Here is a 26,119-nt window from a genome sequence, read left to right as displayed (position 1 = left end):
CAGTCAGCCTTCCGGTGCGGCCGGCGGTGGGGCCGGGGCGGTCTCGATGGCCGCACTGGGCTCCGGGCTGGGATCCACCGGGGCGGACTGCGTGGGCACCGGACCGGTCGGCGGCGGCGCCGGCTCAGTTGTCGGCGACGGAGGCGGCTGAGTCACCGGCGGCGGCGCCGGCTCAGTCGTCGGAGGCGGTTGGGTCACCGGCGGCTGGGTCACCGGCGGCTGGGTCGGCTCGGTCGTCGGAGGCGGCTGGGTCACCGGCGGCTGGGTCGGCTCAGTCGTCGGAGGCGGCTGGGTTACCGGCGGCGGCGTCGGCTGGGTCACCGGCGGCTGGGTCACCGGCGGCGGCGTCGGCTCCGGCACCGGGGACGGGGACGGCGAGCTGGGTGGGGTGCCCGGAGTCGGATCGGGGGTTCCGGGGGCCGGCGCGGCGGACGGTTCTCCGCTGCCGCCCGCGCCCGCCGTACCGGGGTCAGCGGAGGCGATGCCTGCGAGGCTCTTCCCTCCGGTGGGAAGCGAATCATCATCGCCCGCCCCGGAATCCCCCTGCGTCGCGGCTGCACCGGATCCGCTGCCCGGTCCGAGCGCGGCAATCCCTGCCGGGACTCCGTTGGCCGCGGCCGGCGGCTCGGCCGGATCCGTCAGCTGCGAGAACCAGGTCCTGTCCGGTGTGTCCGGCTTCCCGCCGCCGCCCGTCGGCTCTCCGGTCGGGGAACTGCGGGGGCCCGTGCTGGAATCGGCCTCCGCAGCGGCGCTCAGGCCCCCGAAGAACCGCGGGCTCTGTGCCGCCGTCGCCGTGAGACCGGTGAGCAGCGCGACGGACACGGCCACCGCCCCGATCCGCACGCCCGTGCGGGAACGGACGGTTCCGGCGCCGGCCGGGGCGAGGACCGGCGGCGCACCAGAGGCCATGGCGGGCCGCTCGGGACTCCCGGGCGCACCGGCCGGCACTCCCCCGTCGTCCCCGTCGAGATCCTCCTCCACGAGCCCGGCGGCGGCGAACGCGGCTCCCAGTGAGATCGATGCCTTGGGGTCGGCGTCGATGGCGATCGGCCGCTCCAGCTCCTCCGAAAGCAGTTCGGCAACCAGGGGAATCCTTGAGGAGCCGCCGATCAGCAGGATCGCGTCGAGGTCGGCGGCCTCAACTCCGGCGGCCTCGAGGACCCCGGCGAGCACCTCGACGGTCGAGCGCACCGGATCCTCGATCATCGACTCGAACTCGGACCGGACGAGCCGCACGGAGGTGTGCGCCCCGGGCAGCAGCACCGGGATGGTCGCCTCTGAGTCGGCGGACAGAGCCTCTTTTGCCTCGGTGCATTCCCGGCGGACCCGTGCGAGGGCCGAAAGGACCCCGGGGTCGGAGACGTCGAGGTCCGCAAAAGCCGGTCCGGCCCCGGCGGCCACATGGGCGAAGACGGCCTGGTCGAAGTCGGCTCCGCCGAGCCGCTCGATGCCGCCGGGCCGCCCGAGCACCGTAAAGGTGTCGGTATCGTTCTTGCGCAGCACCGCGGCGTCGAAGGTTCCGCCACCGAGGTCGTAGACGGCAATCGTGCTGCCCGGCTCGATCCGCTCCTGGGAGGCATAGTGAAGGGCGGCCGCCTCCGGTTCGCTCAGGAGCATGACGTCGGCAAGCCCTACGCCGGCCAGCGCAGCCCGGACCAGGCCCGTCCGATGACCGCCCCAGCCCGCCGGGTGGGAGACGGTCACCGCCACGGGAGGCTCGCCTTCGCGCTCCCCGGCACGGTCTACGACCCAGCGTGCCATCGTGGCGAACAGGTCCTCGGCGGCGACGCTCACCCCGCCGACCACGAAGGGAACCGGGTCGCCGATCCGGCGCTTGAATTCACGCACCATGCGCTCGGGGCACTCAAGCCCGCGCCGCTCCGCGGCCTCCCCCACGAGCATTTGCCCGTCCTCGCCGAGGAACACCACCGTGGGCACCGCACCTCCGCGCAGTCCCAGGCCGAGAGTGGATGGCGTCGCTACCGAGTCGCCGCCAAGGCGGGTGATCGCGGCGGCCGTGAAACTCGTTCCGATATCAACGCCTAGGACGTACGGCATACAGAATTCCTAAAAAAATGAGCGTATTCGGTCACCACGGGGCAACTTCAAGCTAACACCGGGCTTCCGCGGCTTTCGACGGAAATTCCGCGTAACCGCTACTCATATTTAGGTGCGGACTACTCGCCCAGGACCTCCGCGGCGAGCAGCCACTGCTCTTCCAATCCGTCGGTTTCTTCCTGGAGTGCCTTGAGCTTCGCATTCAGGTCCGCGAGGTACTCGAAATCGGCGTCGGGCTTCGCGCCCGCCTCCTCCATCTGCTGGTGAAGCCTGCCCTTCTGGGCATCGATCTTGGTGATCTGCCGCTCGATCCGGGCGAGGTCCTTGCGGGCCTGGCGCAGGTCGGCCTCCGACGATCCGTTCCCCGCACCGCTGTCCTTCGACACGGCGGGAGACGCCGAGGCTCCGGTCACCGCGAGGGACGGCGCGGCCCGCCTCAGCTCGAGGTACTGGTCCACCCCGCCGGGAAGGTCGCGCAGGCGCCCGTCGCCGAGCAGGGCCATCTGGGTGTCGGTGACCCGTTCGAGGAGGTACCGGTCGTGGGAGACCACAACGAGGGTCCCGGGCCACCCGTCGAGGACGTCCTCGATGGCCGAGAGGGTGTCGGTGTCAAGGTCGTTCGTCGGTTCGTCGAGCATCAGGACGTTCGGTTCACCCACGAGCAGCCGCAGCAGCTGGAGCCGCCGGCGTTCCCCGCCCGAGAGTTCGCTGACGCGGGTCCACTGCTTCTCGTTGGTGAAGCCGAGCTGCTCGACGAGCTGGCTGGCCGAGACCTCCTTGCCGCCGACGCTGAAGACGCGTTTTTCGGCCTCGATCACCTCGATCACCCGGCTGTCCCCCAGCTCGTCGAGCTCACGGACCTCCTGGGACAGCACGGCGGTCTGCACCGTCTTGCCGCGCTTCAGCCGCCCCTTCGTCGGTGCCACCTCGCCGTTGAGCATGCGCAGCAGCGTCGTCTTGCCCGATCCGTTCACCCCGACCAGACCGAGGCGCTGCCCCGGCGCCAGGCGCAGGGTCACGTTGGAGAACAACTGGCGTTCCTGCCCGCCGGCGTCGATGGAGAGGCTGATGTCCTCGAGGTCGAGCACGTCCCTGCCGAGGCGGGACATCGCCATCTTGTTGAGGGCGAGCGTATCGCGCGGCTCCGGGACGTCGGCGATCAGTTCGTTGGCCGCCTCGATGCGGAACTTGGGCTTCGCGGTCCGCGCAGGCGCGCCGCGGCGCAGCCAGGCGAGCTCCTTCTTGACGAGCTGGACGCGCTTGCTCTCGATGACCGCGTTCATCCGGTCCCGTTCTGCGCGGGCGAGGACGTACGCGGCGTAGCCGCCGTCGAACCCGTCGACGATCGCGTCGTGGACCTCCCAGGTGCGGGTGCTGATCTCATCGAGGAACCAGCGGTCGTGGGTCACCACGAGGAGCCCGCCCTCGGTGGGGCGCCAGCGCTGTTTCAGGTGCCCGGCGAGCCAGGCCACGCCCTCGACGTCGAGGTGGTTGGTGGGCTCATCGAGCATGATCACGTCGTGGTCGCCGATCAGCAGTTTCGCCAGCGCCACCCGCCGCTTCTGGCCGCCCGACAGCGAGGAGACCGGCGCGTGCCAGTCCACTTCGGAGACGAGCCCGCCCATGACGTCGCGGATCTTCGGGCTTGAGGCCCACTCGTGGTCATCCTGGGTCCCAACGATCGCCTCGCCCACGGTGAGGGAGCCGTCGAGCACATCGGTCTGGTCGAGGTAGCCGACGCTCACGTCGCGCCGCCGGGTGACGCGCCCCGAGTCGGGGGTGGTGCGCTGGGCGAGCAGGCGCATGAGCGTTGACTTGCCGTCGCCGTTGCGCCCCACCATTCCGATGCGGTCGCCGTCCTCGAGGCCGAGGGACACCCCGTCGAGGATGGTGCGGGTAACGAAGGCGACGCCGAGGTTTTCAGCGCCGAGAAGGTGTGCCAATGCGAACTGCTTTCGGTAAGGGGTGTTGGCCGGCTGGCTCAGCCGGCGGTGTCGGTGGCGATCCGCGCGCCGTGCGCCGGGCCGTGGACCGCGGTGGCGTTCATCCCCGCGGCCTCGAGCCGGGACTCGAGGTCGACGGCATGCCCCGCGCTGCGGGCCAGGAACGCGACTGTCGGTCCGGAGCCGGAGACGATCCCCGCGAGGGCGCCGGCCTTTGTTCCTGCTTCAAGGATATCGCCAAGGCCCGGCGCGAGTTCCAGCGCCGGTTCCTGGAGGTCGTTGTGGAGCAGCGGCGCCAGGGCCGTGGCGTTTCCTGCCCGCATCGCGCTGAGGATGGCCGGATCGATCTCGGGCTGGAGCGGCGCCTGCGCCCCCGTGCGCAGCCGGATCTCATCGAGCAGCCGGTACACCTGGGGGGTGGACAGGCCGTAGTCCGCCGGCACCAGCACCCAGTGCAGCGGTGTCTTGGAGATGGCAGGGGTCAGTTGCTCGCCGACTCCCAGGCCGACGGCGGTGCCCCCGAGCAGCGCGAAGGGGACATCGGCGCCAAGGCTCACGGCGATCTTCGCGAGTTCGTCCCGGGAGAAGCCGCTGCCCCAGAGGGCGTCGCAGGCGAGCAGCGCCGCGGCAGCGTCGGCCGAGCCGCCGCCCATCCCGCCGGAGACGGGCACGCGCTTGGTGATGTCGAGGTGCACGCCGGTCGATCCCGGGCTCACCTCGGCGAGCAGCTGCGCGGCGCGGACGGCGAGGTTGGTGGCATCGAGGGGAACCGCGCCGAGGGGCAGGTTGAGGGTGCCCTGGCCGTTGACGCTGACGGTGACGCCGTCGCCGTCCATCTGGGTCGCCGTGACCTCCTCATACAGGGAGACGGCGAGGAACACGCTGGCGATCCCGTGGTAGCCGTCCTCGCGGGGAGGGCCCACCCGCAGGGAGACGTTGATCTTGCCCGGAGCCCGGACCCGGACCCTGCGCGGGCCACCCCGCAACTGTCCAGCTCTTACCGACTCCATAGGGTCAAACTTAGATCACCGGCTTCCGTGCGGAAAATCGCGGCCGTCAGGCGGTTGGGGCCTTCCCCTCGGCGATCCGCGCGTAGGCGGCGATGTCGAGCACCTCACCGCGGGCCGTCGGGTCGACGCCGGCCCGCACGAGGGCCTGCTCCGCGAGGACGGGGCTGCCGGCCCAGCCGGACAGGGCCGCCCGCAGGGTCTTGCGGCGCTGGGCGAACGCGGCGTCGATGACGGCGAAGACCTCCTCGCGGGACGCCGTCGTGGCAGGCGGGTCGTGCCGGGTGAAGCGCACCAGCCCGGAGGCGATCTTGGGCGCGGGCCAGAAGACGTTCATGCCGATCACCCCGGCCTTGGCCATCCGCGCGTACCATGCCGCCTTGACCGAGGGGACACCATAAACCTTCGACCCCGGGCCCGCGGCGAGCCGGTCGGCCACCTCGTCCTGCACCATGACCAGGCCCGAACGCAGCGACGGGAAGCGGGCGAGCAGGTTCAGCACCACGGGCACCGCGACGTTGTAGGGGAGGTTCGCCACGAGGGCCGTCGGCGGGTGCGGCAGCTCGGTGACGCGCAGGGCGTCGGCCAGCACGACGTCGAGCGCGTCCGCCCGCTCCGGGCGCCACTGCCGCACCGTGGCCGGAAGCCGGCCGGCCAGGACGGGGTCGATCTCGACGGCCACGACGCGTTCGGCGGCGTCGAGCAGGCCGAGGGTCAGCGAGCCCAGCCCGGGGCCCACCTCGAGCACCGTCTCGCCCTCGCCCAGCTGGGCCGAGGCGACGATCCTGCGGATGGTGTTGCCGTCGATCACGAAGTTCTGGCCGAGCGTCTTGGTGGGCCGGATGTCGAGCTCCGCCGCCAGCCGGCGGATGTCGGCTGCACCGAGCAGCGGTGCGGGCGGCGGCGGTGTCGAAGGCATTGTCACCTAGTTATGGTAGCCGCCGGCCGGCCTCCGCCGGTCCAGCGGCGCCCGGCGGGCCGGGGCCGCCGCGCTCCGCAGGGCGCGTCCGGGGCTCAGCGCAGGCCGAGCTTCGAGGCGCAGGAGGGCCAGTGGCCCCAGCCGCCGTTGCCCTTAAGCACCTCGGCCGTGGCGATCTGCTCGGCCGGGGTGGCAAGGTGCGGCAGCGGTGCGTATTTGCCACCGCCGGCGCCCAGCCAGCTCGACCTGCTGAACTGCAGGCCGCCGTAGTAGCCGTTGCCGGAATTGATCGACCAGTTTCCCCCGGACTCGCACTCGGCCAGCGCGGCCCAGACGTTCCCCTGTGGGGCCGGTCCCCCGGCGGGCCGGCCGACCTCCTTCGCGGGGGCTGTCTCCGGCCGGGGTTTGGCGGCGGGGCGGGTTCCGACGGCGATCTCCTCGTGGACCGGTTCCCGGGTGACCTTCCGGCTGAGCAGCCGGCGGGAGACCTCTTTGCCGTCCTCGAGGCGGACGGCATAGACGCTGGTGCGCTCACCGTCGACGCCCGCGACGGTGACCTTCCGCTCCCCGCGGGGAAGCCCAGGGTCCTCGGTCTCGACGCTTTCGAAGGGGATGGGTTCGGTGAACGTGCGGGTGGCCTTGCTCGTGATGCGGGTGATCTTCACGCCGAGCCCGTCGATGACGGCGGTGGAGGCCGGAACGGAGATGCGGTCCTCCGCACCGAGGGTAATCTTCGCCTCCGCGAGCAGCTCCGGGAGCCAGACGGCCGAGGTGGTGCGCACCGAGGTGGTTCCGCCCACGGTGAGGGCCACCCTTTTCTGGGTCCGGACGGTGATGGCCGAATCCACTGCTGAGAGTTCGGTGGCCGGAGGCAGCGACACCGCCGCGGTGCGGGCCAGTCCCAGCTCGGCCAGCAGGTCGCCGATGGTCTTCACCGTGGTGGGGTGCGTCGAGCGGACACCGTCGAGGATCAGGTCGATCTCCTGCGCCCTGCGCACCTCGATCGCGGCGCCGTCGAGAATTTCCGCCGTGCGGGCGGGGACGACGTCGTCGTGCGGGCCCAGCGGCACCCCGGCCTTGGCCAGGATCTCCTCGACCGTGCCGCCGTAGGTCTGCACCGTCGAGGTGCGGCCCTCGACGGTGAGTTCGACCTGCTTGCCGTTGCCGACGAAGGCGACAAGCCCCGAGACGAGGCTCATCATCACCACCGTCTGGCCCGTCCGCTTCAGCCAGTGCCTGCGCACCCTTTTCCCCACCGGGTCCCCCATGTACGAAGTCTCCGGGCACGGGGAATCGCAGCGCGGGAACCGGAGCCTGCAGACAGCGCAGGGCGCACGGATTACCACCGGGCACGCGGACGGCCCGGAGCTGCTGGAGGTGCCTGCGGAGGCGGCGGCGGAGCACTGGTGCTCCGCCGGTAGCGACGCCGCAGGCGGTGTTAGTCCGAATGCCTTCCCCGACCCCGGCTAACAGGTGCTAACCGTAACCGTGCCGTGACTTTAACTCCAAACCCTTGCGTTCCATCCGTCCCACCGGTCCCGCCTGCGTTCCGCTCTGCGTCCCGCCGGACGGCCGCGATCGGCCAGGACCGGTTAATCGTGGGAACCGATCAATCGTGGGAACCGACTAATCCCAGGAACCGATCAGTCCCAGGAGCCGGTCAGTCCCAGGAGCCGTAGACGGCGGTGGAATTCGCTCGGATCCGCCCGCACAGCTCCTCAAGGTCGGCGCCGAGCACCTCCGCCATGGCCCGCACGGTGTACGGCACCACGTAGGACGCGTTCGGCTGGCCCCGGTACGGGTGCGGGGTGAGGAACGGGGAGTCCGTCTCGGCGAGGATCAGCGAGGGGTCGGCGATGGCCAGGGCCTCCCGGAGGTTGCCGGCGTTCTTGAACGTGACGGTGCCGGCGAAGGACATGTACCAGCCGTTCTCGTTGCAGATCCGGGCCAGGGCCGCGTCACCGGAGAAGCAGTGGAGCACCACCCGCTCCGGCGCGCCCTCCTCGAGGACGGTGGCCACGACGTCGTCGTGGGCGTCCCGGTCGTGGATCTGCAGGGCCAGGCCGAGGCGCTTGGCGATGTCGAGGTGGCGCCGGAAGGAGTAGCGCTGGCGCTCGATGCCCTCCTGGGGGGTGCGGAAGTAGTCGAGGCCGGTCTCGCCGATGGCCCGGATGCGCGGGTGCGCCGCGAGCTGCTCGATCTCCTGGAGCGCCTCCTCGAGCGAACCCTCGGCTGCGAGTTTCGGCGCGTCGTTCGGGTGGAGGGCCACGGCGCCGAGGATCCGCGGATCGGCGTCGACGGCCTTCACGGTGAAGCGTGAGGACTCGAGGTCCGAGCCCACCTGGACCACCCCGGCCACCCCCGCGGCCTCCGCCGCGTCCAGGGCCGCGCGCAGGCTGACCTCGACCAGCCCGTCGCTGAAGTCGAGGTGGGTGTGGTTGTCGATCACCGGAACCGGCAGCGGTTCGGGCAGCGGCGGATAGTCGAGTTTCCGGCGCTGGCCCCCATCGCCCTCCGACTTCCGTGCCCTCACCGGGGCCGGACCGGAACCGGGGCCGTCATCGGAGGTGTCATCGGGCCCGCCGACCGGCCGGTAGGGCCCGGGGATGGAGCCTGCTGAGTACGCGGAACTGTTGCTCATGGCCCCAGCCTATCCAGCCCGGGAACTTTCCACCCGCGCGGGAGGTTGACCTAGTAATCTAAGTATCTAGTCAGCCAAAGCACGCCCACCGTGGCGGTCGCCGAGGTCATCGCCTGCGCGTCGTATTATCCGGCCGCTCTCCGCCGGACTCCGACCCGTAGCTGCCGAAGCGCGGAAGGCACCCATGGACGTCCAGAACACGACCGTCGAGGATTCCCACCTGCCAGGCACGGCGGGGCAGGACCCGGCGGTTGAGTCCTTTGCCGCGGTGGCGTCGGGGATTCTCGACTCGATCAATACGGTGATCGACGGCAAACCCGATGCGGCGCGGCTGGCCCTGACGGTGCTGCTGGCGCAGGGACACCTGCTGCTCGAGGACGTGCCGGGGGTCGGCAAGACGATGCTGGCCAAGACCCTCGCGCGCACCATCGACTGCACCGTGAACCGCATCCAGTTCACCCCGGACCTGCTGCCCTCGGACGTCACCGGGGTGTCGATCTACAACCAGGATTCGCGCCGCTTCGAGTTCCGGCCCGGCCCGGTGTTCGCGAACATCGTGATCGGCGACGAGATCAACCGGGCCTCGGCCAAGACCCAGTCGGCGCTGCTTGAGTGCATGGAGGAACACCAGGTCACCGTCGACGGGCGCACCCACGCCCTGGGTGATCCGTTCATGGTCGTCGCCACCCAGAACCCCATCGAGATGGAGGGGACGTACCCGCTGCCGGAGGCCCAGCGGGACCGCTTCATGGCCCGCATCTCCATGGGCTACCCCGACGCCCGCTCCGAGATCGAGATGCTCGAAACCCATCAGTCCCTCTCGCCCCTGGCGGCGGTCCGGCCCTCCACCACGGCCGCGGGCATCGCGGCCATGATGGCCTCCGTGCGCACCGTCTACGTCTCCCCCGTGGTGAAGGAGTACACGGTGGCCCTGGGCGCTGCGACCCGCTCCCACCAGCGGCTGCGGCTGGGGGCCAGCCCGCGGGCCCTGCTTCAGCTGCTCCGCGCGGCCAAGGCCACCGCGGCCCTCGAGGGCCGGGACTTCGTCCTTCCCGATGACATCACGGCCATGGCCGGGCCCGTCCTCGCCCACCGCCTGATGCTCGACCGGCGGGCCGCGAGCGCAGGGGAAACCGCCGCCTCCGTCGTCGAGAACGTGCTGTCGAAGGTGCCGGTTCCGCGTGATGCGCGCGGGGCCGGGACCCGGGGCCGCTGACGGGTTCCGGCCGGCCATGGCGCTGCTCGACCGACTCCCCACGAACGTCCTGACCCAGCGCGGGTGGGGCTTCGTGATCGCGGGCGGTGTGGCGCTGCTGGCCGCGCAGATCCTGGGCCGCCGCGACCTGCTCTACGTGGGGGTCTTCCTTGCCTGCCTTCCGGCCCTGTCGGTGCTGATGCTGCGGCTGATCAAGCCGCGGTTCATCATCGAACGCAGCTTCGCCCCCTCCACCATGGAAACCGGCTCCACGACCACCGTCTCCCTGGCCGTGGCTTCCAACGGCCCGCCGGGGCCCCCGGTCACCATGGAGGAACACGTGCCGCCACGCTTCGGGCGCGCCCCGCAGTTCACCTTCCCCTCCCGCAATCCGACGCGCGACGGGGTAAGCCTCTATGAGTACCGCCTCCGGTCCTCAACCCGCGGCCTCTTCGACATCGGCCCGGTGACCGCGCAGTTCACCGACCCCTTCGGGCTGGGCACCTCGCGGCACCTCCTCGGCCATCCCGATTCCCTCGTGGTGACCCCGGCGCCGCTGGATCTCGTGGCCGCCCCGCTCTCCGGATCGCGGGGCACCGACGGCACGGCCGCCACCCGCCGCCAGGCGAACCCCAGCGACGATGACGTGATGACGCGCGAGTACCGGCACGGGGATTCGATGCGCCGCGTGCACTGGGCCGCCACGGCCCGCCACAACGAGCTGATGGTGCGGCAGGAGGAATCGGTGACTACGCCCGAGGCCACGCTCCTGATGGACCAGCGGCAGTCGAGTTTCAGCTACGGCTTCAACGCCGTGTTCGGCGCCGATTCCGGCCACGGCGGGGCGGGCATCAACACGATCCCGGCCTTTGAATGGGCCGTGACGGCGGCGGTGTCGATCAGCGCGCACCTGCTGGAGCGCAGCTACGCGCTGCGGTTCCTTGACCACCACGGGGCCCCCGCCCTGCTGCGCTCCCCCTCAGCTCCCTTCCCGGGGGATGAGGAATTCCAGGGCCCCGGCGCACTGGCCGCCATCGCCGAGGGGCTTGCGGCGCTCGGCCCCACCCACGACGGCGGCCGGCGCAGCGGGAGCACCGCTGCGGGGGCCGGCCCCGCCCGCCGGCCGGCGCAGCGGCGCAGCGGAAGCAGCCAGGCAGGATCCTCAGAGGCGGTGCCGCCCGGCCGCGGTTCACGCCGGGAGGACCCTCACCAGCACGACCCCGGCTCCCCCTTCGGCGACGACCTGCTCGACCGGCTCGCGTCCACCCGGCACCGGGGCCCGCTGATCGCCGTCCTCGGACTGCTCACCCCCGAGGAGGCACGGAGCCTCGCCACCGCCTCCGGCTATGGATCGGCGGCCCTGGCCCTCGTGGTCGTCGACCGGCCGGCCGAGGCCGCCGCCCAGATCGACATCCTCCGCACGGCCGGCTGGCATGCGGCCGCCGCCTCCCCGCGCGCCGACATGCCGGCCGTCTGGGCGGGCCTCGGCCACTCCGCGCCGACCGCCCCGGCCGGCCCGCGCACCTCCACCCCCCAGGAAGGTCTCCGGTGACAGCGACGCTCGAACGCCCCGTGGCCGACTCCCGGCAGGCCCCCGGCACCACCGCCACGGGCCCGTCCCGTCCCGACTACGCGCACTGGGCGGTCAGCGCAGCGGTGGGTACCGGCGTACTTGCCGCGTCCACCAGCCTCAACGGCGTCATCGAGCCCTGGACCTGGTTCGGGCCGGTGTTCAACACCGTGCTGCCCGTGATGATCGCCATGTCGCTGGCGCGGACCCTGCGGCTGCCCGGGCTGGTGACCCTCCTCGCGGGCCTGCTGACCCTGGGCGGCTGCCTGACCTCACGGTTCGTCCCCGACCAAAGCATCCTCGGGGTGATCCCCGGACCCGGAACCGGCATCCAGCTGCAGATCCTCCTCAACCACGCCGAGGACACGGTCACCTCGCAGGCGGCGCCGGTCCTCCCCGGGGCGGGCATCTTTTTGGTGACCTGCGCGGCCATCGGCTTGATCGCCATCGCCGTCGACACCCTCGCCACCACCCTGCGGATGCCCGCGGTCAGCGGCATCGGCCTGCTGGCCCTGATGGTGGTTCCGGCGGTGGTGAAGCCGCTGGGCGTCGGGATGGTGCCGTTCCTCCTGACCGTGGCCGCCTACCTGCTGCTCCTGGGCTGCGCGCAGTGGCGTGAAGGCCTCCTGGCAGCCTCGGCGGAAACGGGTTCCACGGGATACCTCGGGCGCGGCCTGGCGGTGGGCGCGGCGGCGTTGGCCGTCACGGTGCTCCTGCCCCTTGCCATTCCCGGGTTCAACAGCGGGGCCTTCCCGCAGGGTGCCCGGCTGAACGTGTGGGGCAGCTCCTCCGGGCTCAATCCGGCGGTGACCCTCGGCAATGACCTGCGCAACCCGGCCGGTTTCGGTCGGGTCACCTATGCCACGAATTCCCCCGAGCCGGTGTACCTGAGGGCTGTGACGCTCGAGGATTTCGCCGGGCAGCGGTGGGAACCCGACCAGCGCCGGGACGAACGCGAGCCCGGCCTCCAGGGCATGGGTTCCGAGTCGGTCCGTTCGGCCGGGGAGTTCGGCGCCACGGCGTTCACGCGGATCAACACCGACAGCTACACCAGCCCGTGGCTGCTGGCCCCCTACGCGCCGGTCAGTGTCGCGAGCCTCAACGGGCGCTGGACTTGGGACCCGAAGAACCTCAGCATCCTCTCCTACGACGGCGGCACCACGGTCCGCCAAGAGTACGAGGTGATCAGCACGCTGCCCGACCTCACCGAGGAGCGCCTGAGCGCCATCCGGCCGGCACCGAAGGGCGCGGTGGCCCCGGTCTTCACGGACCTGCCGGAGGACACCCCCCACATCGTGCTCGAGACCACCGAAGAGGTCACCGGGCGGCTGCGCAACCCGTACGACCAGGCGATCGCCATCCAGAACTTCCTCCGGAGCCGGGACTTCACCTATTCGGTGGACGCGCCCGTCGAGGGCGGCTACGACGGAAGCAGCATGGGCGTGATGGCCCGGTTCCTGGAGACGCGCGCCGGCTACTGCGTCCACTACGCCGGCACGATGGCGGTGATGGCGCGGGCCGCGGGCATCCCCAGCAGGGTCGCCGTCGGCTACACCCCGGGCACCACGACGGGCGACCTGGAGGCCGGGCCCGACGGCATGGAGCTGCGCGAGTTCGCCGTGGATTCCCGCAACGCCCACGCCTGGCCCGAGCTGTACTTCAACGGGGTCGGCTGGGTGCGGTTCGAGCCCACTCCCTCACGCGGCGTCGTTCCGGACTACGCGCAGACGATCACCTCGCCGTTCAATGTCCGCGTCGACGACTACGACAACCTCAACCCCGGCGCTGCGGACGTGCCGCAGGGTACGGCCGCCGACCCGGAGGAGACCTCCGCCGGCGCCGCCGATCCGGCCGCTGCCCAGTCCCGGGCCGCCGCGGCCGGGATTGCGGTGGCCGCGGGTCTCCTGCTCGCGCTCCTGCCCCTGCTGATCCGCTCGGCACGCACGGCGGCGCGGCGGCGCCGGGTGCTCGCCGGCGAGGGACCCGGTGCCGCCGCCGCAGCCTGGGCCCAGACGACCGAGATCGCAGGAGACTACGGACACCCGGCCCTGCCGACCGACACCCCGCGCGCGTTCTCGCAGCGGCTGCGGGCCGAGGCCGGCCTTCATGGGCCCGCGGCCGCCTCGCTGGAGACGCTCCAGCGGGCCTTCGAGCGCGAGGAATACGCCGGTCCCCCGCCGGCCCCGGCCCCCGGGGCGGGAGTTGCCCTCGTGTCCGCACCGGCGGCCGGCTGGGACGACGTCACAGCGGTGACCGCTGCGCTGCGGGAGCAGAGCAGCGTGCCGGCCCGGCTGCGGGCCCTGTTCCTTCCCCGGTCGCTGCTGCGTCCGACCCGGTAACGGCCGCGGTCGGGGCGGTGGGTCAGGAGGCAGCGGGTCAGGAGTCCGTGGGTCAGGAGGCGGTGGGGTCGGCGATGCCGATGTACTGGGTGTAGAGGTACTCCTCGATCCCCTCGGCGCCGCCCTCCCGGCCGAGCCCTGACTGCTTGATCCCGCCGAACGGGGCCGCAGCGTTGGAGATGACTCCGGCGTTGAGGCCAAGCATCCCCGTGTCGAGGCGTTCGCCCATGCGCAGGCCCCGGTTGAGGTCGCGGGTGAAGACGTAGGCAACCAGCCCGTACTCGGTGTCGTTGGCCAGCTGTACCGCCTGGTCCTCGGTGGAGAAGGTGACGATGGGGGCCACCGGGCCGAAGATTTCCTCCTTCAGAATGCGGGAGGACCGGACCACTCCCTTCAGGACCGTGGGCTGGTAGAAGTAGCCGGGGCCCTCGACCGGCGCGCCGCCGGTCACGGCCTCGGCGCCGTCGGCGAGCGCATCGGTGACCAGGCTGTGGACCTTGTCCCGGCTCTTGCCGTCGATCAGCGGGCCGAGCTTCGATTCGTCCTCGGTGCCGCGGGCGGTCCGCATGCCGGCCATCCGCTCGGCCAGCCGGGCGGCGAACTCGTCGGCAACCGATTCGTGCACGAGGAAGCGGTTCGCGGCGGTGCACGCCTCGCCCATGTTGCGCAGCTTCGCCGCCAGCGCGCCGGTGACGGCGGCGTCGAGGTCGGCGTCCTCGAACACGAGGAAGGGCGCGTTACCGCCGAGTTCCATCGAGGTGCGCAGGACGTTCTTGGATGCGGCGGCCAGCAGGCTGCGCCCCACCGGGGTGGAGCCGGTGAAGGAGAGCTTGCGCAGGCGCGGATCCTCGACCAGCGGACCGGTGACCCCCTGCGCGTCGGTGGTGTGGATGACGTTCAGCACGCCGGCCGGCAGCCCGGCCTCCTCCATCACCTGGGCGAACAGGGAGGAGGTCAGCGGCGTGAGGTTCGCGGGCTTGAGCACCATGGTGCAGCCGGCGGCGACCGCGGGGGCGATCTTGCGGGTGGCCATGGCCAGCGGGAAGTTCCAGGGCGTGATCAAGAGGCACGGGCCCACGGGCTTCTTGGTGACGAGCAGCCGGGACTTGCCGTCCGGAGCCATGGAGTACCGTCCGGAGGCCCTGACCGCCTCCTCCGAGAACCAGCGGAGGAACTCGGCGCCGTAGGTGACCTCCCCGCGGGCCTCGGCGAGGGGCTTGCCCATCTCAAGGGTCATCAGCAGCGCGAAGTCGTCGGCGCGCGCCGTCACGAGTTCGAAGGCCCGGCGGAGGATCTCGCCGCGCTCGCGCGGGGCCGTCCGGGCCCAGTCCTCCTGCGCGGCGACGGCGGCGTCCAGCGCGGCCGCGCCGTCGGCCGGGGTGGCGTCAGCGATCGAGATCAGGGTCTTGCCCGTCGCGGGGTCCTCGATGTCGAAGGAGGCGCCGGTTGAGGAATCGCGCCACTGCCCGCCGATCAGCAGTCCGGTGGGAACCCGGGCCAGCAGGTCCTGTTCGCGCTCGACGGTAACAGTCATGATGAACTCCTCGACGGTAAGGGGTGGAAGCGGCACTGGAGCTGCGGTGGACGCGGCCCGGATTCCCGCTCACGGTAGCGCCGGGCGGCCGGGCCTGTCCAGACTCCGTTGCACCACAGGATGCCGGAGGTGTTGTTCAGGTGCACAAACTCTACGATCCGGGTGAGGTGCGCCGCGCCGGCGCTACCGGGAGGCGATGACGGCGGCGTAGAGCTCGCGTTTGCTGACGCGGGCGTCCTCGGCGACGGCGGCCACTGCCTCCTTGAGGCGGAGTCCGTTCCCCACCAGTTCGTGCACCGCCGCCACGTGGTCCTCGGGGCGGGAGGGCGCCGCGGCGGGGGCCCCGCCGACGACGACGGCGATCTCGCCGCGGACCTCGCCGTCCTGCGCCCATTCGAGGAGCTCCAGCAGGGACCCGCGGAGGACCTGCTCGTGCACCTTCGTCAGTTCGCGGGCCACCGCCGCCGGCCGGTCACCGCCGAAGGCCGCGCGCAGGGACCGCAGCATCGCCTCGAGGCGGTGCGGGGCCTCGAAGAAGACCATGGTGCGGCGCTCGGCGGCCAGTTCGGCGAGCCGGGTGGACCGCTCACCGGCCTTGCGGGGAAGGAAACCCTCGAAGCAGAACCGGTCGGTGGGAAGCCCGGAGAGCGCCAGGGCCGTGAGCACGGCCGAGGGCCCCGGCGCGGCGGTGACCGCGATCCCTTCGGCCGCTGCGGCCTCCACCAGGCGGTAACCGGGGTCGGACACCGAGGGCATGCCGGCGTCGGTGACCATCAGGAGGGTCGCCCCGGAGCGCACCTCCTCGAGCAGTTCGGCGGTGCGGGTGGCCTCGTTATGCTCGTGGTAGCTCACGATCTTCCCGGCTACGGTGACGTCGAGCGCCTGCACGAGCCGGTGGAGCCTGCGGGTGTCTTCGGCGGCAACCACGTCGGCGCTGCCCAGCAGCCCGACGAGCCGTTCGGTCGCGTCCCCCATATTGCCGATCGGGGTTCCTGCCAGCACCACCCGGCCGCGGGTTCCGCCGTCGCCGGCGGTTCCCCGGTAGGCGGCGAAGGCCGGCCGGGCGGTGTCCGCCCCCGATCCTGCGGCGTCGTCGGGGCCGGGTTCCGGGGCATTTCCTGCGGGTTCATTCACTACTCAAGGGTAGCCCCTGCGCTGCGGCCCGGCCCCGCTTCCGGGGTGTCTGGCGTTCAGGTGGTGCTGATGTCCTTCGTGTCGTGGTCGTAGCGGAAGGTGACCTGCCCGCCGGGGTGGTGCAGCTCGTGGTCCGAACCGTCCCGCACGCCGAAGGCGCCGTAGTTCTCCACCCAGGAGCGGTCGATGGCCACCTTGTAGGAGTAGGCGCCCGCGGGAAGGTCGGTGGTGATCTTCCAGACCGACTCGTCCTGATCGAACACCATCTGCACCTCATCGAAGTGCGGGGCCCAGTCCTCGGCCGCCCCGAGGTGGGAGCCGAAGTTGCCCGCGATCGCGACGGCCGCCGGCTGGCCGGGGTGCTGGTCCGCCGCGGAGGTGGGTCCGCTGCCTTCAGCCTCCGCCGCCGGGGCACCGCCACCGGTTTCCTCCGCTGCGCCGTCCGCGGAGCCCGCCGTTCCGGAGGCCGCGGGAAGCGGGGTGTCCGCGGGCACGGGCGTGCCGGCGGCGAGGGCCGAGGCGAAGGATTCCTCGTCGGGGAAGGCAACCGTCGCCCGGAGTCCTTCCTCGGTGATGGTCCAGCCGCTGCGGCCCTTGACCATCCAGCCCGCCTTGACGAGCTTCGCCGAGGCCGTCGTCAGGGTCTTGAATCCCCGCGGGACGCCGCCGCTGAGCAGCTCGCTTTCACGCTCGTTCAGGGGCACCCGGGCGATGGCCTCGGCCAGCACGGCGGAGCCGGGGCCGCCGGCGGCCCCCAGCGCCCGGTCGGCAAGGACATCGAGTACGGCCTTCAGCCTCTGGGTGGTGCCGTCCTGCGCCTTCGTCTTCACAATCGCCCTCCATGGGTTCGTCTTTACACCCGGCAACGCGGAGCCGGTGCCGCATTCCGTCAGTGTCAACGCTAAGTGACGTCCGCGGCATCGGTCCAATAGCTGACCAGACGGCTGACTTTCCCCGTAGCGGGTTCCTCCGGCGCGTGTGGGGCACGGTACCCTTGGCGCATGGGGAACCACCACCACGGACACGACTCCACGCACCGCGGGCCGCTGGCCGCCGCGCTGGCGATCACGGTGGCCGTCTTCATTCTCCAGGTCATCGGCGCCGCCCTGACGGGCAGCCTGGCCCTGCTCTTCGACTCGGCCCACGTCTTCACCGACGCCGCCGGGCTCTCCCTCGCGCTGGCGGCGGCCACCCTGGCCCTGCGGCCGGCCACCGCACGGCGCACCTGGGGCTTCCGCCGGGCCGAGGTTGTCGCGGCCATGGCCCAGGCGGGCCTGCTCCTCGCCGTCGGGCTCTACGTGCTCATCGAGGGCGTCCGCCGGCTCATCGAGCCGACCCCCGTCGCCGGGCCCGAACTGATCGTCTTCGGCGCCATCGGCCTGGCCGGCAACATTGCGGCGCTGGCGGTGCTGGCACGCCACCGCTCAGCGAACTTCAACCTCCGCGCCGCCTTCCTCGAAGTGCTCAACGACGCGCTGGGGTCAGTGGCCGTGATCATCGCCGCCGTCATCATCACCCTGACCGGCTGGGTGCGCGCCGATGCGCTGGTGGCCCTGCTGATCGGGGCGCTGATCGTTCCCCGCACCATCCGCCTGCTGCGCCAGACGGTCAGCGTCCTGCTCGAATCGACGCCCGCAGGCATCGACCCGGACGCGGTACGCGCCCATATTTCCAACCTTGCCTTCGTCACCGACGTCCACGACCTGCACATCACGCAGATCGCCACGGGCCTGCCGGTCCTGACCGCCCACGTCGTGGTGGAGGACGAGTGCTACACCAGCGGTAACGCGCACAAGGTCCTCGACCAGCTGCAGGTGTGCGTCGGGCAGCACTTCGACCTCAGCATCGAGCACAGCACCTTCCAGATCGAACCGGCGAGCCACCGCCTCCACGAAGAGGGCCTCGCCCACTAGGAGAGCGCCCGGCGGAAACGATGCGCCCCGGTAGCATGGCAGGGTGAGCCACGCCGCCGTCCTGGAACCCGGGAAGTCCCTGCCGGGATCGCGCCGGTGGGTGGCCTCCCCGCGGGCGGCCTTCACCGAGCAGGCGCTGCGGGCCCGGCTCCTCGGTGCGCCGGCGCCGGGGGGCGTGCTGGCCTGGCTGCTGCCGGTGGCCCTGGCCGTCCTGGGCGGGGTGCTGCGCTTCGTCCGCCTCGGCGATCCGGGCAGCCTCGTCTTCGACGAGACCTACTACGTCAAGGACGCCTACTCGCTGCTGCTTTCCGGCTATGAACGGGAGTGGCCCGAGGACGCCAACGATTCCTTCAACGCCGGGGATCCTTCAGTCATCCTTCCGACCGCCGACTACGTGGTGCACCCGCCGCTGGGCAAGTGGATGATCGCCGGCGGCCTGCTGCTCTTCGGCCCCGGCAACCCGTTCGGGTGGCGTTTCTCGGCGGCGCTGGTCGGTACCCTCTCGATCCTCCTGCTGGCCCTCGTCGCGGGGCGCCTCCTTGGCTCTCCCGTCCTGGGGGCGGTGGCCGGGCTGCTCCTCGCCGTCGACGGCCACCATCTGGTGCACTCGCGCACATCACTCCTTGACATCTTCCTGATGTTCTGGCTGCTGCTGGCCTTCGCCGCGCTGCTGCTGGACCGGGAGCAGGGCCGGAGGCGCCTGGCGCGCCGGCTGGCGGCCGTGGCCGACCGCACGGGTGGCCCGCCATCCGACGCCCACCTGCGGTTCGGCCCGTGGCTCGGGCTCCGCCCCTGGCGCATCGCGGCCGGGATCTGCCTCGGCCTGGCCCTCGGAACGAAGTGGTCGGCCCTTCCCTACATCGCCGCGTTCGGGCTCCTCACCGTGGCGTGGGACCTGGGTGCGCGGCGCGTCGCCGGGATCCGGCGGTGGGCCAGCGGGGCCGTGCTGAAGGACGGCCTGCAGGCGTTCGCGTCGATCGTGCCGCTGGCCGCGCTGACCTACGTCGCCACCTGGTCGGGGTGGTTCGCCTCCCGGGACGCCTACGACCGCCAGTGGGCCGCAGCCAACCCTTCCGCGCAGTGGGACTGGGTGCCCCCTGCCCTGAGATCGCTGGCCGAATACCACCGCAGCGCCTACTCGTTCCACCAGGGCCTCGCCTCGGACCACCCGTATGAGGCCCCTGCGGGACTGTGGCTGATCCTCGGCCGCCCCACCTCGTTCTTCTACGAAAAGCCGACCGGCTGCGGCGCAGAGGCGTGCTCGCAGGCGGTCACGGTGCTGGGCAATCCGCTGATCTGGTGGAGTTCGGCCCTCGCCCTGCTCATCCTGCTGGCGGTCTGGATCCGCAGCAGGGACTGGCGGGCCGCGGCGGTCCTCGTGGGCGCCGCCGCAGGCTACCTGCCGTGGTTCCTGTACCCCGACCGCACCATGTTCTACTTCTACGCCGTCGCCTTCGAACCCTTCCTCATCCTCGCCCTGGTCTACTGCCTGGGCCTGGTGCTGGGCGGGCCGTCGGACTCCCTGCGGCGCCGGCGCGTCGGCGTCCTGCTCGTCGGCGCGTTCCTTGCCGCGGCGGTCCTCGTCTCCGCCTACTTCCTGCCGATCTGGACCGCCGACGTGATTCCCTACGAGCAGTGGCGGCAGCGCATGTGGTTCCCTCGCTGGATCTGAGCCTGCACTCCCGGGGCGGCGCGCACCGGCGGATACTGTAAGGGCCGGCAGCGGCGCTGCCTGCCGGCACAAGCACACCGGCACGGGAACAGGGCCGGGCAGAGGAACAGGGCACGGGGACGACGGGCGGGGGTGGGAAGAATGCTCTTTCGGGACCGGATCGATGCGGGCCGGCAGCTCGCCGGGCGGCTGACCGATCTTCAGGGCCCGGTGGTGGTCCTCGGCCTGCCGCGCGGCGGGGTGCCAGTGGCGGCGGAGGTCGCGGCGGCCCTGCGGGCGCCGCTGGATGTGGTGGTGGTGCGCAAGCTCGGAGTGCCCTCCCAGCCCGAACTGGCCATGGGGGCGATCGGCGAAGACGGCATCCGCGTCCTTGAGGAACGCGTGATCCAGCGCGCCCGCGTGAGCGACGAGGAGCTGCGGGCCGTCGAGGAACGGGAACGATCCGTCCTCCAGGCACGCACGGCCCTGCTGCGGCGGGGACGCGCACGCATCGACCTCACCGGGCGCACGGCGGTGGTGGTCGACGACGGCGTCGCCACGGGCGCCACCGCCCGGGTGGCGTGCAGGGTGGCGCGCGGTCTCAATGCCGCCCGGGTCATCCTGGCGGCACCGGTCGCGCCGTTCGATGCCGCCGCCCGCATCCCCGAGGCCGACGCCCACGTGTTCCTCGCGGCCCCCCACCGCTTCCGGTCCGTCGGCGAGCACTACGGCGACTTCTCCCCCGTTGAGGAAGCCGAGGTCATCTCCCTGCTCGACGCTGCGGCCGCCGGCCGGCCGGACTGAGGCCACCGAAAACGTCCCATCGCGACAAACCGGCCCGCTTTATCGGCCGCGCCCGTCGCTTTCGGGTGCGCCCGTCGCCTTCGGGTGCGCGCGTCGTCCCCGGCCCGCCCGTCGTCGTCGGATGCGCCGGGCGGGCCGGTGGGCGCTGACACGAAAGGGACTTGTTCTTTCCATTGCCCCGGCGAAGTGATAGAACGAGCCACGAGGCGCAACCCCTACCGCTCGGCGAAGCGTTCAGGGCTCCCGGGAGGAGGCCTGTCCGTTCCGACGGCAGGGCTCCGCATCCGATTGGAGGAACACATGGGCATCATCTCATCAGGGTTTCGGGGGCGCAGGAACAAGGACCAGCCCGGTCTGCCGCCCGGGCAGTACCTGACCGAAAGCTTTCCGGTCCTCTCCGCCGGTCCGACGCCGAGGATCGACACCGCCGAGTGGGAGTTCCAGCTCACCACCGAGGCCGGGCAGAAGCACTCATGGTCCTGGGACGACTTCCAGAACCTGCCGCAGGAGGAATTCACCGTCGACATCCACTGCGTGACCAGTTGGTCGAAGTTCGGCACGCGCTGGAAGGGGGTGTCCATGGACACCTTCTTCCAGGACGTTGACACCTCCCACCCCTACACAATGTTCTCCAGCTACGGCGGCTACACCACGAACCTGCCGATGGAGGACATCCTCAACGGCAAGGCGTGGATCGTCCACCAGTTCGACGGCGAGGATCTCCAGCCCGCCCACGGCGGCCCCGCACGGCTGCTCGTCCCCCACCTCTACTTCTGGAAGAGCGCCAAGTGGGTCCGGGGACTGAGGATGATGGACCGAAACGACCCGGGCTTCTGGGAGACCAACGGCTACAACCTCCACGGCGATCCCTGGCTCGAGGAACGGTACTGGTGAGCCGCACCTGGAGGACCGCCGACGTCGTCGAGGCCCGGTTCGAGACGGCCACCGCACGGACCCTCGCCCTCCAGTTCCCCGAACCGGTCAGCAGCATCGGCGGCCAGCACGTCGACATCCGGCTCACGGCCCCCGACGGGTACACCGCCGTGCGGTCGTACTCCGTGGCCGGGACGCTGCCGCCGACCGGCCTTGAAATCACCGTTGAGGAGCTGGAGGACGGCGAGGTCTCCCCGTACCTCGTCCGCGACCTGACGGTAGGCGACCAGGTGGAGATGCGGGGGCCCGTCGGCGGCTGGTTCGTATGGCAGCCCTCTGACACCTCCCCGGTGCAGCTCATCGGCGGAGGCTCCGGGGTGGTGCCCCTGATGGCCATGGTGCGCTCCCACCGCGCTGCAGGCAGTACTGCGCCGATGCAGCTCCTCTATTCGGTCCGTGGGCCCTCGAGCATCATCTACCGCGGGGAACTCGAAAAACTCGAGGCCTCCTCGCCGCCCCTGCCGGTGGAATACGTCTACACCCGGGAGGCGCCCGCCGGGGAGCCCGTGGGGCGGCTCTCCCCCGCCACGCTGATGCCACGGATCCTGCCGCCCGAAGCCGACCCGGCCGTGTTCATCTGCGGTGCCACGGGCTTTGTCGAAGCGGTGGCGGCCTGGCTCGTTGACGCCGGATACACGGAGGGCCGCATCAAGACCGAACGCTACGGTGGAACAGGAGACGGATCATGAGCCTTGGACTTGACGATGGGTTGGCCGGCGGCACCGGGGCGGAGGCCGACGGGCAGGACTGCCTCGATGGAAACGCCCTCGCGGGACCGCTCTCCGAATTCTCTGCAGGGGATCTCACCGTGGCCGAAGGCCGGTGCGAGAACTGCGGGATGACGGGCGTGCTGGCCACGACCCGGGTCTATGCCCACGCCCCGGGGATGACCGCCCGGTGCAGGGGGTGCGGATCGGTGCTGCTGCGGCTGACCGAGGCGGGGGGACGGACGGTCCTCGACCTGCGCGGGTTGAGCTACCTGAGCATCCAGCGGGACTGATCGGCGGAGACCCGACCGGCGGGACCGCTGTGGGAACCGGGCCGGAGCGTCGGACGTTTCGACGGCCGGCGCCGCGGCCCGGCATGACCTATGGTCCCGCGGGCCCGCCGCACGTTCCCGCGGCTGGGCGGCGGGTCCGTGCCGGGTCTACTCTGATGATGCCCTCTTCCTCCCCGGTCACCTGCCAGCCGAGAGCCGCCGTCCAAAACGCGGCGACGGCCCGCGGATCGGCGGCGTCAATAGCGACGACGGCGATGCGGCTTGCCATCCTCAGGATTCGGGCGCGCCGATATTGACCAGCCAGCTGACGCCGAACCTGTCGCTGCACATGCCGAAACTGTCGCCCCAGGGTGCCCGTTCGAGCGGCAGCGTCACCGTGCCGCCGTCGATGAGCTTGTCCCAGTACCCGCGCAGTTCGGCCTCGTCGGTGCCGCTCAGCGAAACCGAGTAGTTGGTGCCCACGCTGTAATCCATGCTGTTCGGAGTATCGGCCCCCATCAGCACCAATCCGCCCTCGGTCTCAAGCATTCCGTGCATGATCTTGTCCTGCTCCGCAGGGTCCTCGCTCGCCTGGAAGTCGCCGAAGGTGCTCAGGGTGAGCTCACCGCCGAATACCGAATGGTAGAACTCCATCGCTTCCCTCGCCGTATCGCGGAACCCAAGATATGGGTTAAGGCGTGTGGTCATCGCGCTTCCTCCTCAAGGTCGGTGCTGCTTGGCGGTTCGAATCGGTGTGCTGCTCCTGGTACAGCACCGATTATGGGCCCCGGGACGGCGGCGCGGTAGGTCGGGGGAGATTTCCGCAGTGCTCCTGCCGGAAGGCGGGACCCTGCGGACGCGGATGCCTAGGAGCCGGACAGTGCGGCGCGGTGCCGGGCCTGCAGCTCGTCCTGGGCGGCCTGTGAACTTTCCCGGCGCCGCCGCGTGGGCCAGGTGAGCACCAGGGTCAGCAGCGTCGCCGCGAGCACCAGGAAGCCCACGGTGGCGGCCGCGTCGGTCCAGAACTGCTCGGGGAAGAGCCGGATCAGGGTGTCGTCCACCCTAAAGGTCCAGGTGCCGTCGGCGAAGAACACCGAGTGGACTGTTGCGAAAAAGACCTCCCAGGCCAGCACCGCCGACACGGCAAGGACCACGATGAGGACCAGGGTCAGCACTGCACCCGAGAACAGCGCCCTGCGGATTCCGCCCTTGTACCGGCGGGCAAGGTAGGCACATGCGGCGATGGCGATCACCAGCAGCACGAACGCGGCGGCGAAGGACAGCTGAAGTACGGCTTTGACGTCGGCCATGTGGCTGACCTCGCTGTCGAGGAACAGCTGCTGTCCGCCGGGGTTGACCAGCCCGCCCAGGTAGCGGGCAGGGGCGAAGTTGAGGACGTAGTCGAGCGCGTAAGACCCGTAGGTCAGGCGGTCCTGGGTGGAAAAGCCGAACTCGTCGGCGGGAAAGCCCGGGCGGTGGTATTCGGCCCAGAGGAAGAAGGAAGAGGTGACGGCCCGGACCGCGCCGGCCAGCACCACGATCGGGAAGATTGCGGCGACAACCACCTGCAGGAACCGTGCGAGAGCCGGCTTGGCGGCCACGGCGTGTTCCCGTTCGAGGGCGCGCCGCCGGACCTCCTGCTCGGACGGGCGCAGCAGCAGCGCCCCGGTGTCGGAATCCGGTTCGTTCTCCGGCTCGCGGCGCGCGTCCTTTCCGCCGCTCGGGGTCCGTAGCCCTTCGGCCTCCCCGACGGAGGCGCCGACGGCGGTGGCCCCGGCGGCGGACGTGTCCTCGGCGACGGTCCCGCCCGACGCCGGTTCCTGCCGCGGAACATCGCTGACCGGCAGCGCGGCGGTGGCTGGTTGAGAGTCCGTGGCTGGTTCAGAGTCCCTGGCTGGTTCAGAGTCCCTGGCTGTGCCTGCCCCTTCGAGGCCGGACGCCGGCGCCTGCGGCCCCTGTTCCCCCTCGGCGGGCGCTGCCGGGCCCGACCCGGTCGGTGCCGGGTCGGTGGCAGTCGGTTCAGCCGCAGCGTCGTCGGTCGGTGCCGGGTCGGTGGCAGTCGGTTCAGCCGCGGGGTCACCGGTCGGCACCGGATCGACGGCAGTTGCACCGCGTGGAGCGGATTGCGTCGGCGCCTGGGCCGCGGCCGACGCCGCGGAGCCGTGCCACTCGCTGTCGGACGCCCCCGCGGGGACATACCTGGACACATCGGGCATGGTGCTCGCCCTCCGCATGGGCAGCGAGTTGCGCTGGGCGATGGGAGCCGGGGCGGACTCCGGGGCACGCCCCTGGTGGTCCTGCTCGGTGCCGGTTCCGTCGGTCTCAGCCACTGGGATGTCTCCTTGTTTTGCCTTACTCCGCCGCGTCGCGGCTTTCCCCTTCGAGACTACCGGGCCGCACCCCCGTGCACCCGGAAGAGGAGCCCCGCACGGCGTTCCTTACGCCGTGCGCGCCGCCCCTCCCCGGTCAAGGGCCGCAAGATCTCCGGTGGCCCCGGCCCGGACGACGCGCCGGCCGAGGATCAGGGTGTACGCCCAGTACGCGGCGAGGACGAGGAGTCCGATCCCCAGGCGCGCCCAGTGCGGCAGCCCGCTGGGGGTGACGAAGCCTTCGACGAGGCCCGAGACGAACAGGACGAGGACGAGTCCGAGGGCGACTGTGATGAGGGACCGCCCCTCCTCGGACAGCGCTGCCACCCGGGTCCGCCGTCCCGGCGACACCCAGGCCCAAAAGATCCTCAGGCCCGCGGCCGTGGCGATGAAGATGGCCGTCACCTCCATTAACCCGTGGGGAAGGATGTAGAGGAAGAACACGTCGAGCTTGTCGAAGGCCGCCATCATCCCGCCGACGAGACCGATGGACTGCGCGTTCTGGTACAGGATGATCGGTGGCCAGATCCCGGTGACCCCGAAGGCGACCGCCTGGAGGGCGATCCAGGCGTTGTTGGTCCACACCAGGCCGGCGAAGGACGCCGCCGGGTTCTCCGAGTAGTAGTCGATGAAGTCCTCCTCGACGAACCGGCGCAGGTCCTCGTCGGTGCCGAGGGCCGCGATAACCCCCGGCGTGTTCACCACCCACGCCCCGTACGCCCAGGCGACGGCGGTGAACAGCACCCCCACGACGACGGTGAGCCAGCGCACCCGGTAGAACGCGGCGGGGAGCGAGACGACGAAGAACAGCGCGATGTCTTCGAGGAAGTGGGAGCGGGCGCCGCTGAAGCGGGTCCGCGCCCGCGACAGGCGCATCGACAGGGCGCCCGACAGTTCCCCCTCCGGGGCGACGGAACGGATCATCGACAGGTGGGTCGAAACGCGCTGGTACAGCACCAGCAGTTCGTCCGCCTCCGCGCCGGTGAGGCTGCGGCGCCGCACCAGCTCATCGAGCCGCTCCCAGTCGGGGCGGTGCACTTCGCTGAAGGCGTCGACGTCCATGCTGCCCACCCTATAGCGCGGGCTGGAGGATAGGGTGGAGCCCGGGACAGCCGGTGGTGCGAAGGGGG

Annotated in this window: 22 protein-coding genes; 9 read left to right on the top strand and 13 right to left on the bottom strand. The window is 71.3% G+C overall.

Annotated features, from left to right (window positions below; translation table 11 throughout):
- Window positions 1–3: 3 nt before the first annotated feature.
- From I6N91_RS01625 to I6N91_RS01600, 6 genes are all read right to left on the bottom strand, one after another.
- Complete coding sequence (locus I6N91_RS01625) at window positions 4–2,058, bottom strand: Hsp70 family protein (protein ID WP_198810149.1); 2,055 nt, start codon at window positions 2,056–2,058, stop codon at window positions 4–6.
- A 119-nt stretch (window positions 2,059–2,177) separates the two neighbouring features.
- Entirely contained in the window at window positions 2,178–4,001 is a 1,824-nt protein-coding gene (locus tag I6N91_RS01620) for an ABC-F family ATP-binding cassette domain-containing protein (RefSeq protein ID WP_198810148.1), read from the bottom strand.
- A 38-nt stretch (window positions 4,002–4,039) separates the two neighbouring features.
- Window positions 4,040–5,011 carry a 4-(cytidine 5'-diphospho)-2-C-methyl-D-erythritol kinase gene (locus I6N91_RS01615; RefSeq protein WP_198810147.1) on the bottom strand — a complete coding sequence of 324 codons (972 nt, stop codon included), beginning with the start codon at window positions 5,009–5,011 and terminating at the stop codon, window positions 4,040–4,042.
- 46 nt (window positions 5,012–5,057) lie between these two features.
- Window positions 5,058–5,933 (bottom strand): 16S rRNA (adenine(1518)-N(6)/adenine(1519)-N(6))-dimethyltransferase RsmA, encoded by an 876-nt coding sequence (rsmA, locus tag I6N91_RS01610; protein ID WP_374058886.1) that lies wholly within the window; start codon window positions 5,931–5,933, stop codon window positions 5,058–5,060.
- An 89-nt stretch (window positions 5,934–6,022) separates the two neighbouring features.
- Window positions 6,023–7,195, bottom strand: coding sequence for a resuscitation-promoting factor (locus I6N91_RS17335; RefSeq protein WP_198810146.1), 1,173 nt, complete (start codon window positions 7,193–7,195; stop codon window positions 6,023–6,025).
- 392 nt (window positions 7,196–7,587) lie between these two features.
- On the bottom strand, window positions 7,588–8,568 hold the full coding sequence (locus tag I6N91_RS01600) for a TatD family hydrolase (RefSeq protein ID WP_198810145.1): 981 nt from the start codon (window positions 8,566–8,568) through the stop codon (window positions 7,588–7,590).
- 184 nt (window positions 8,569–8,752) lie between these two features.
- Here I6N91_RS01600 and I6N91_RS01595 point away from each other — a divergent pair, with 184 nt between their 5' ends.
- From I6N91_RS01595 to I6N91_RS01585, 3 genes are read left to right on the top strand one after another with little or no spacing between them, the layout of a single operon-like run.
- The gene (locus I6N91_RS01595) at window positions 8,753–9,784 is read left to right on the top strand and encodes a MoxR family ATPase (protein WP_198810144.1); all 1,032 of its coding nucleotides are present in this window, start codon (window positions 8,753–8,755) and stop codon (window positions 9,782–9,784) included.
- Window positions 9,753–11,315, top strand: a complete 1,563-nt coding sequence (locus I6N91_RS01590) for a DUF58 domain-containing protein (RefSeq protein ID WP_233091352.1) — start codon at window positions 9,753–9,755, stop codon at window positions 11,313–11,315. Before I6N91_RS01595 ends, I6N91_RS01590 begins: the two co-directional genes overlap by 32 nt.
- A complete protein-coding gene (locus I6N91_RS01585; RefSeq protein WP_198810143.1) occupies window positions 11,312–13,672 on the top strand; it encodes a DUF3488 and transglutaminase-like domain-containing protein in 2,361 nt (786 codons plus the stop codon). The genes I6N91_RS01590 and I6N91_RS01585 overlap by 4 nt, the downstream gene beginning before the upstream one ends.
- A 52-nt stretch (window positions 13,673–13,724) precedes the next feature.
- Here I6N91_RS01585 and I6N91_RS01580 read toward each other — a convergent pair whose 3' ends face one another.
- The 3 genes from I6N91_RS01580 to I6N91_RS01570 form a co-directional block, all read right to left on the bottom strand.
- Window positions 13,725–15,206: an NAD-dependent succinate-semialdehyde dehydrogenase gene (locus tag I6N91_RS01580; RefSeq protein ID WP_198810142.1), complete on the bottom strand. Its 1,482-nt coding sequence runs from the start codon at window positions 15,204–15,206 to the stop codon at window positions 13,725–13,727.
- A gap of 183 nt (window positions 15,207–15,389) precedes the next feature.
- Window positions 15,390–16,211 carry a 16S rRNA (cytidine(1402)-2'-O)-methyltransferase gene (gene rsmI / locus I6N91_RS01575; protein WP_307843200.1) on the bottom strand — a complete coding sequence of 274 codons (822 nt, stop codon included), beginning with the start codon at window positions 16,209–16,211 and terminating at the stop codon, window positions 15,390–15,392.
- Window positions 16,212–16,396: 185 nt separating this feature from the next.
- A complete protein-coding gene (locus I6N91_RS01570; protein ID WP_374058885.1) occupies window positions 16,397–17,170 on the bottom strand; it encodes a glycosidase in 774 nt (257 codons plus the stop codon).
- 171 nt (window positions 17,171–17,341) lie between these two features.
- Between I6N91_RS01570 and I6N91_RS01565 the strand changes: the two genes are divergently transcribed.
- The 6 genes from I6N91_RS01565 (at window position 17,342) to I6N91_RS01540 (ending at window position 22,641) form a co-directional block, all read left to right on the top strand.
- A complete protein-coding gene (locus I6N91_RS01565) occupies window positions 17,342–18,253 on the top strand; it encodes a cation diffusion facilitator family transporter (RefSeq protein ID WP_120166921.1) in 912 nt (303 codons plus the stop codon).
- Window positions 18,254–18,296: 43 nt separating this feature from the next.
- Window positions 18,297–19,925 (top strand): dolichyl-phosphate-mannose--protein mannosyltransferase, encoded by a 1,629-nt coding sequence (locus I6N91_RS01560; protein WP_198810141.1) that lies wholly within the window; start codon window positions 18,297–18,299, stop codon window positions 19,923–19,925.
- 141 nt (window positions 19,926–20,066) lie between these two features.
- On the top strand, window positions 20,067–20,708 hold the full coding sequence (locus tag I6N91_RS01555; RefSeq protein WP_198810140.1) for a phosphoribosyltransferase: 642 nt from the start codon (window positions 20,067–20,069) through the stop codon (window positions 20,706–20,708).
- 300 nt (window positions 20,709–21,008) lie between these two features.
- Window positions 21,009–21,602: a sulfite oxidase-like oxidoreductase gene (locus I6N91_RS01550; protein ID WP_198810139.1), complete on the top strand. Its 594-nt coding sequence runs from the start codon at window positions 21,009–21,011 to the stop codon at window positions 21,600–21,602.
- Window positions 21,599–22,330 (top strand): FAD-binding oxidoreductase, encoded by a 732-nt coding sequence (locus I6N91_RS01545; RefSeq protein ID WP_198810138.1) that lies wholly within the window; start codon window positions 21,599–21,601, stop codon window positions 22,328–22,330. Before I6N91_RS01550 ends, I6N91_RS01545 begins: the two co-directional genes overlap by 4 nt.
- Window positions 22,327–22,641 (top strand): DUF6510 family protein, encoded by a 315-nt coding sequence (locus tag I6N91_RS01540; RefSeq protein WP_198810137.1) that lies wholly within the window; start codon window positions 22,327–22,329, stop codon window positions 22,639–22,641. The genes I6N91_RS01545 and I6N91_RS01540 overlap by 4 nt, the downstream gene beginning before the upstream one ends.
- 88 nt (window positions 22,642–22,729) lie before the next feature.
- Here the strand turns inward: I6N91_RS01540 and I6N91_RS01535 are convergent, their stop codons facing one another.
- From I6N91_RS01535 to I6N91_RS01520, 4 genes are all read right to left on the bottom strand, one after another.
- A complete protein-coding gene (locus I6N91_RS01535) occupies window positions 22,730–22,909 on the bottom strand; it encodes a VOC family protein (RefSeq protein ID WP_198810136.1) in 180 nt (59 codons plus the stop codon).
- 2 nt (window positions 22,910–22,911) lie between these two features.
- Window positions 22,912–23,328: a VOC family protein gene (locus I6N91_RS01530; protein WP_198810135.1), complete on the bottom strand. Its 417-nt coding sequence runs from the start codon at window positions 23,326–23,328 to the stop codon at window positions 22,912–22,914.
- A gap of 158 nt (window positions 23,329–23,486) precedes the next feature.
- A complete protein-coding gene (locus tag I6N91_RS01525) occupies window positions 23,487–24,950 on the bottom strand; it encodes a TIGR01906 family membrane protein (RefSeq protein WP_307843193.1) in 1,464 nt (487 codons plus the stop codon).
- Window positions 24,951–25,058: 108 nt separating this feature from the next.
- Window positions 25,059–26,051: a stage II sporulation protein M gene (locus tag I6N91_RS01520; RefSeq protein ID WP_198810134.1), complete on the bottom strand. Its 993-nt coding sequence runs from the start codon at window positions 26,049–26,051 to the stop codon at window positions 25,059–25,061.
- Window positions 26,052–26,119: the final 68 nt, after the last annotated feature.

Origin of the sequence: Arthrobacter sp. MSA 4-2 (genome assembly GCF_016405885.1) — a bacterium.
Classification (GTDB): domain Bacteria; phylum Actinomycetota; class Actinomycetes; order Actinomycetales; family Micrococcaceae; genus Arthrobacter_D.
This window is presented reverse-complemented; position numbering and strand designations above follow the sequence as displayed.

Bases quoted from the DNA above. Each gene is read 5' to 3' on its own strand.
- I6N91_RS01625 (WP_198810149.1), bottom strand. From the start codon at position 2,058: ATGCCGTACGTCCTAGGCGTTGATATCGGAACGAGTTTCACGGCCGCC.
- I6N91_RS01615 (WP_198810147.1), bottom strand. From the start codon at position 5,011: ATGGAGTCGGTAAGAGCTGGACAGTTGCGGGGTGGCCCGCGCAGGGTC.
- I6N91_RS17335 (WP_198810146.1), bottom strand. From the start codon at position 7,195: ATGGGGGACCCGGTGGGGAAAAGGGTGCGCAGGCACTGGCTGAAGCGG.
- I6N91_RS01600 (WP_198810145.1), bottom strand. From the start codon at position 8,568: ATGAGCAACAGTTCCGCGTACTCAGCAGGCTCCATCCCCGGGCCCTAC.
- I6N91_RS01595 (WP_198810144.1), top strand. From the start codon at position 8,753: ATGGACGTCCAGAACACGACCGTCGAGGATTCCCACCTGCCAGGCACG.
- I6N91_RS01590 (WP_233091352.1), top strand. From the start codon at position 9,753: ATGCGCGCGGGGCCGGGACCCGGGGCCGCTGACGGGTTCCGGCCGGCC.
- I6N91_RS01580 (WP_198810142.1), bottom strand. From the start codon at position 15,206: ATGACTGTTACCGTCGAGCGCGAACAGGACCTGCTGGCCCGGGTTCCC.
- I6N91_RS01565 (WP_120166921.1), top strand. From the start codon at position 17,342: ATGGGGAACCACCACCACGGACACGACTCCACGCACCGCGGGCCGCTG.
- I6N91_RS01555 (WP_198810140.1), top strand. From the start codon at position 20,067: ATGCTCTTTCGGGACCGGATCGATGCGGGCCGGCAGCTCGCCGGGCGG.
- I6N91_RS01550 (WP_198810139.1), top strand. From the start codon at position 21,009: ATGGGCATCATCTCATCAGGGTTTCGGGGGCGCAGGAACAAGGACCAG.
- I6N91_RS01540 (WP_198810137.1), top strand. From the start codon at position 22,327: ATGAGCCTTGGACTTGACGATGGGTTGGCCGGCGGCACCGGGGCGGAG.
- I6N91_RS01535 (WP_198810136.1), bottom strand. From the start codon at position 22,909: ATGGCAAGCCGCATCGCCGTCGTCGCTATTGACGCCGCCGATCCGCGG.
- I6N91_RS01530 (WP_198810135.1), bottom strand. From the start codon at position 23,328: ATGACCACACGCCTTAACCCATATCTTGGGTTCCGCGATACGGCGAGG.
- I6N91_RS01520 (WP_198810134.1), bottom strand. From the start codon at position 26,051: ATGGACGTCGACGCCTTCAGCGAAGTGCACCGCCCCGACTGGGAGCGG.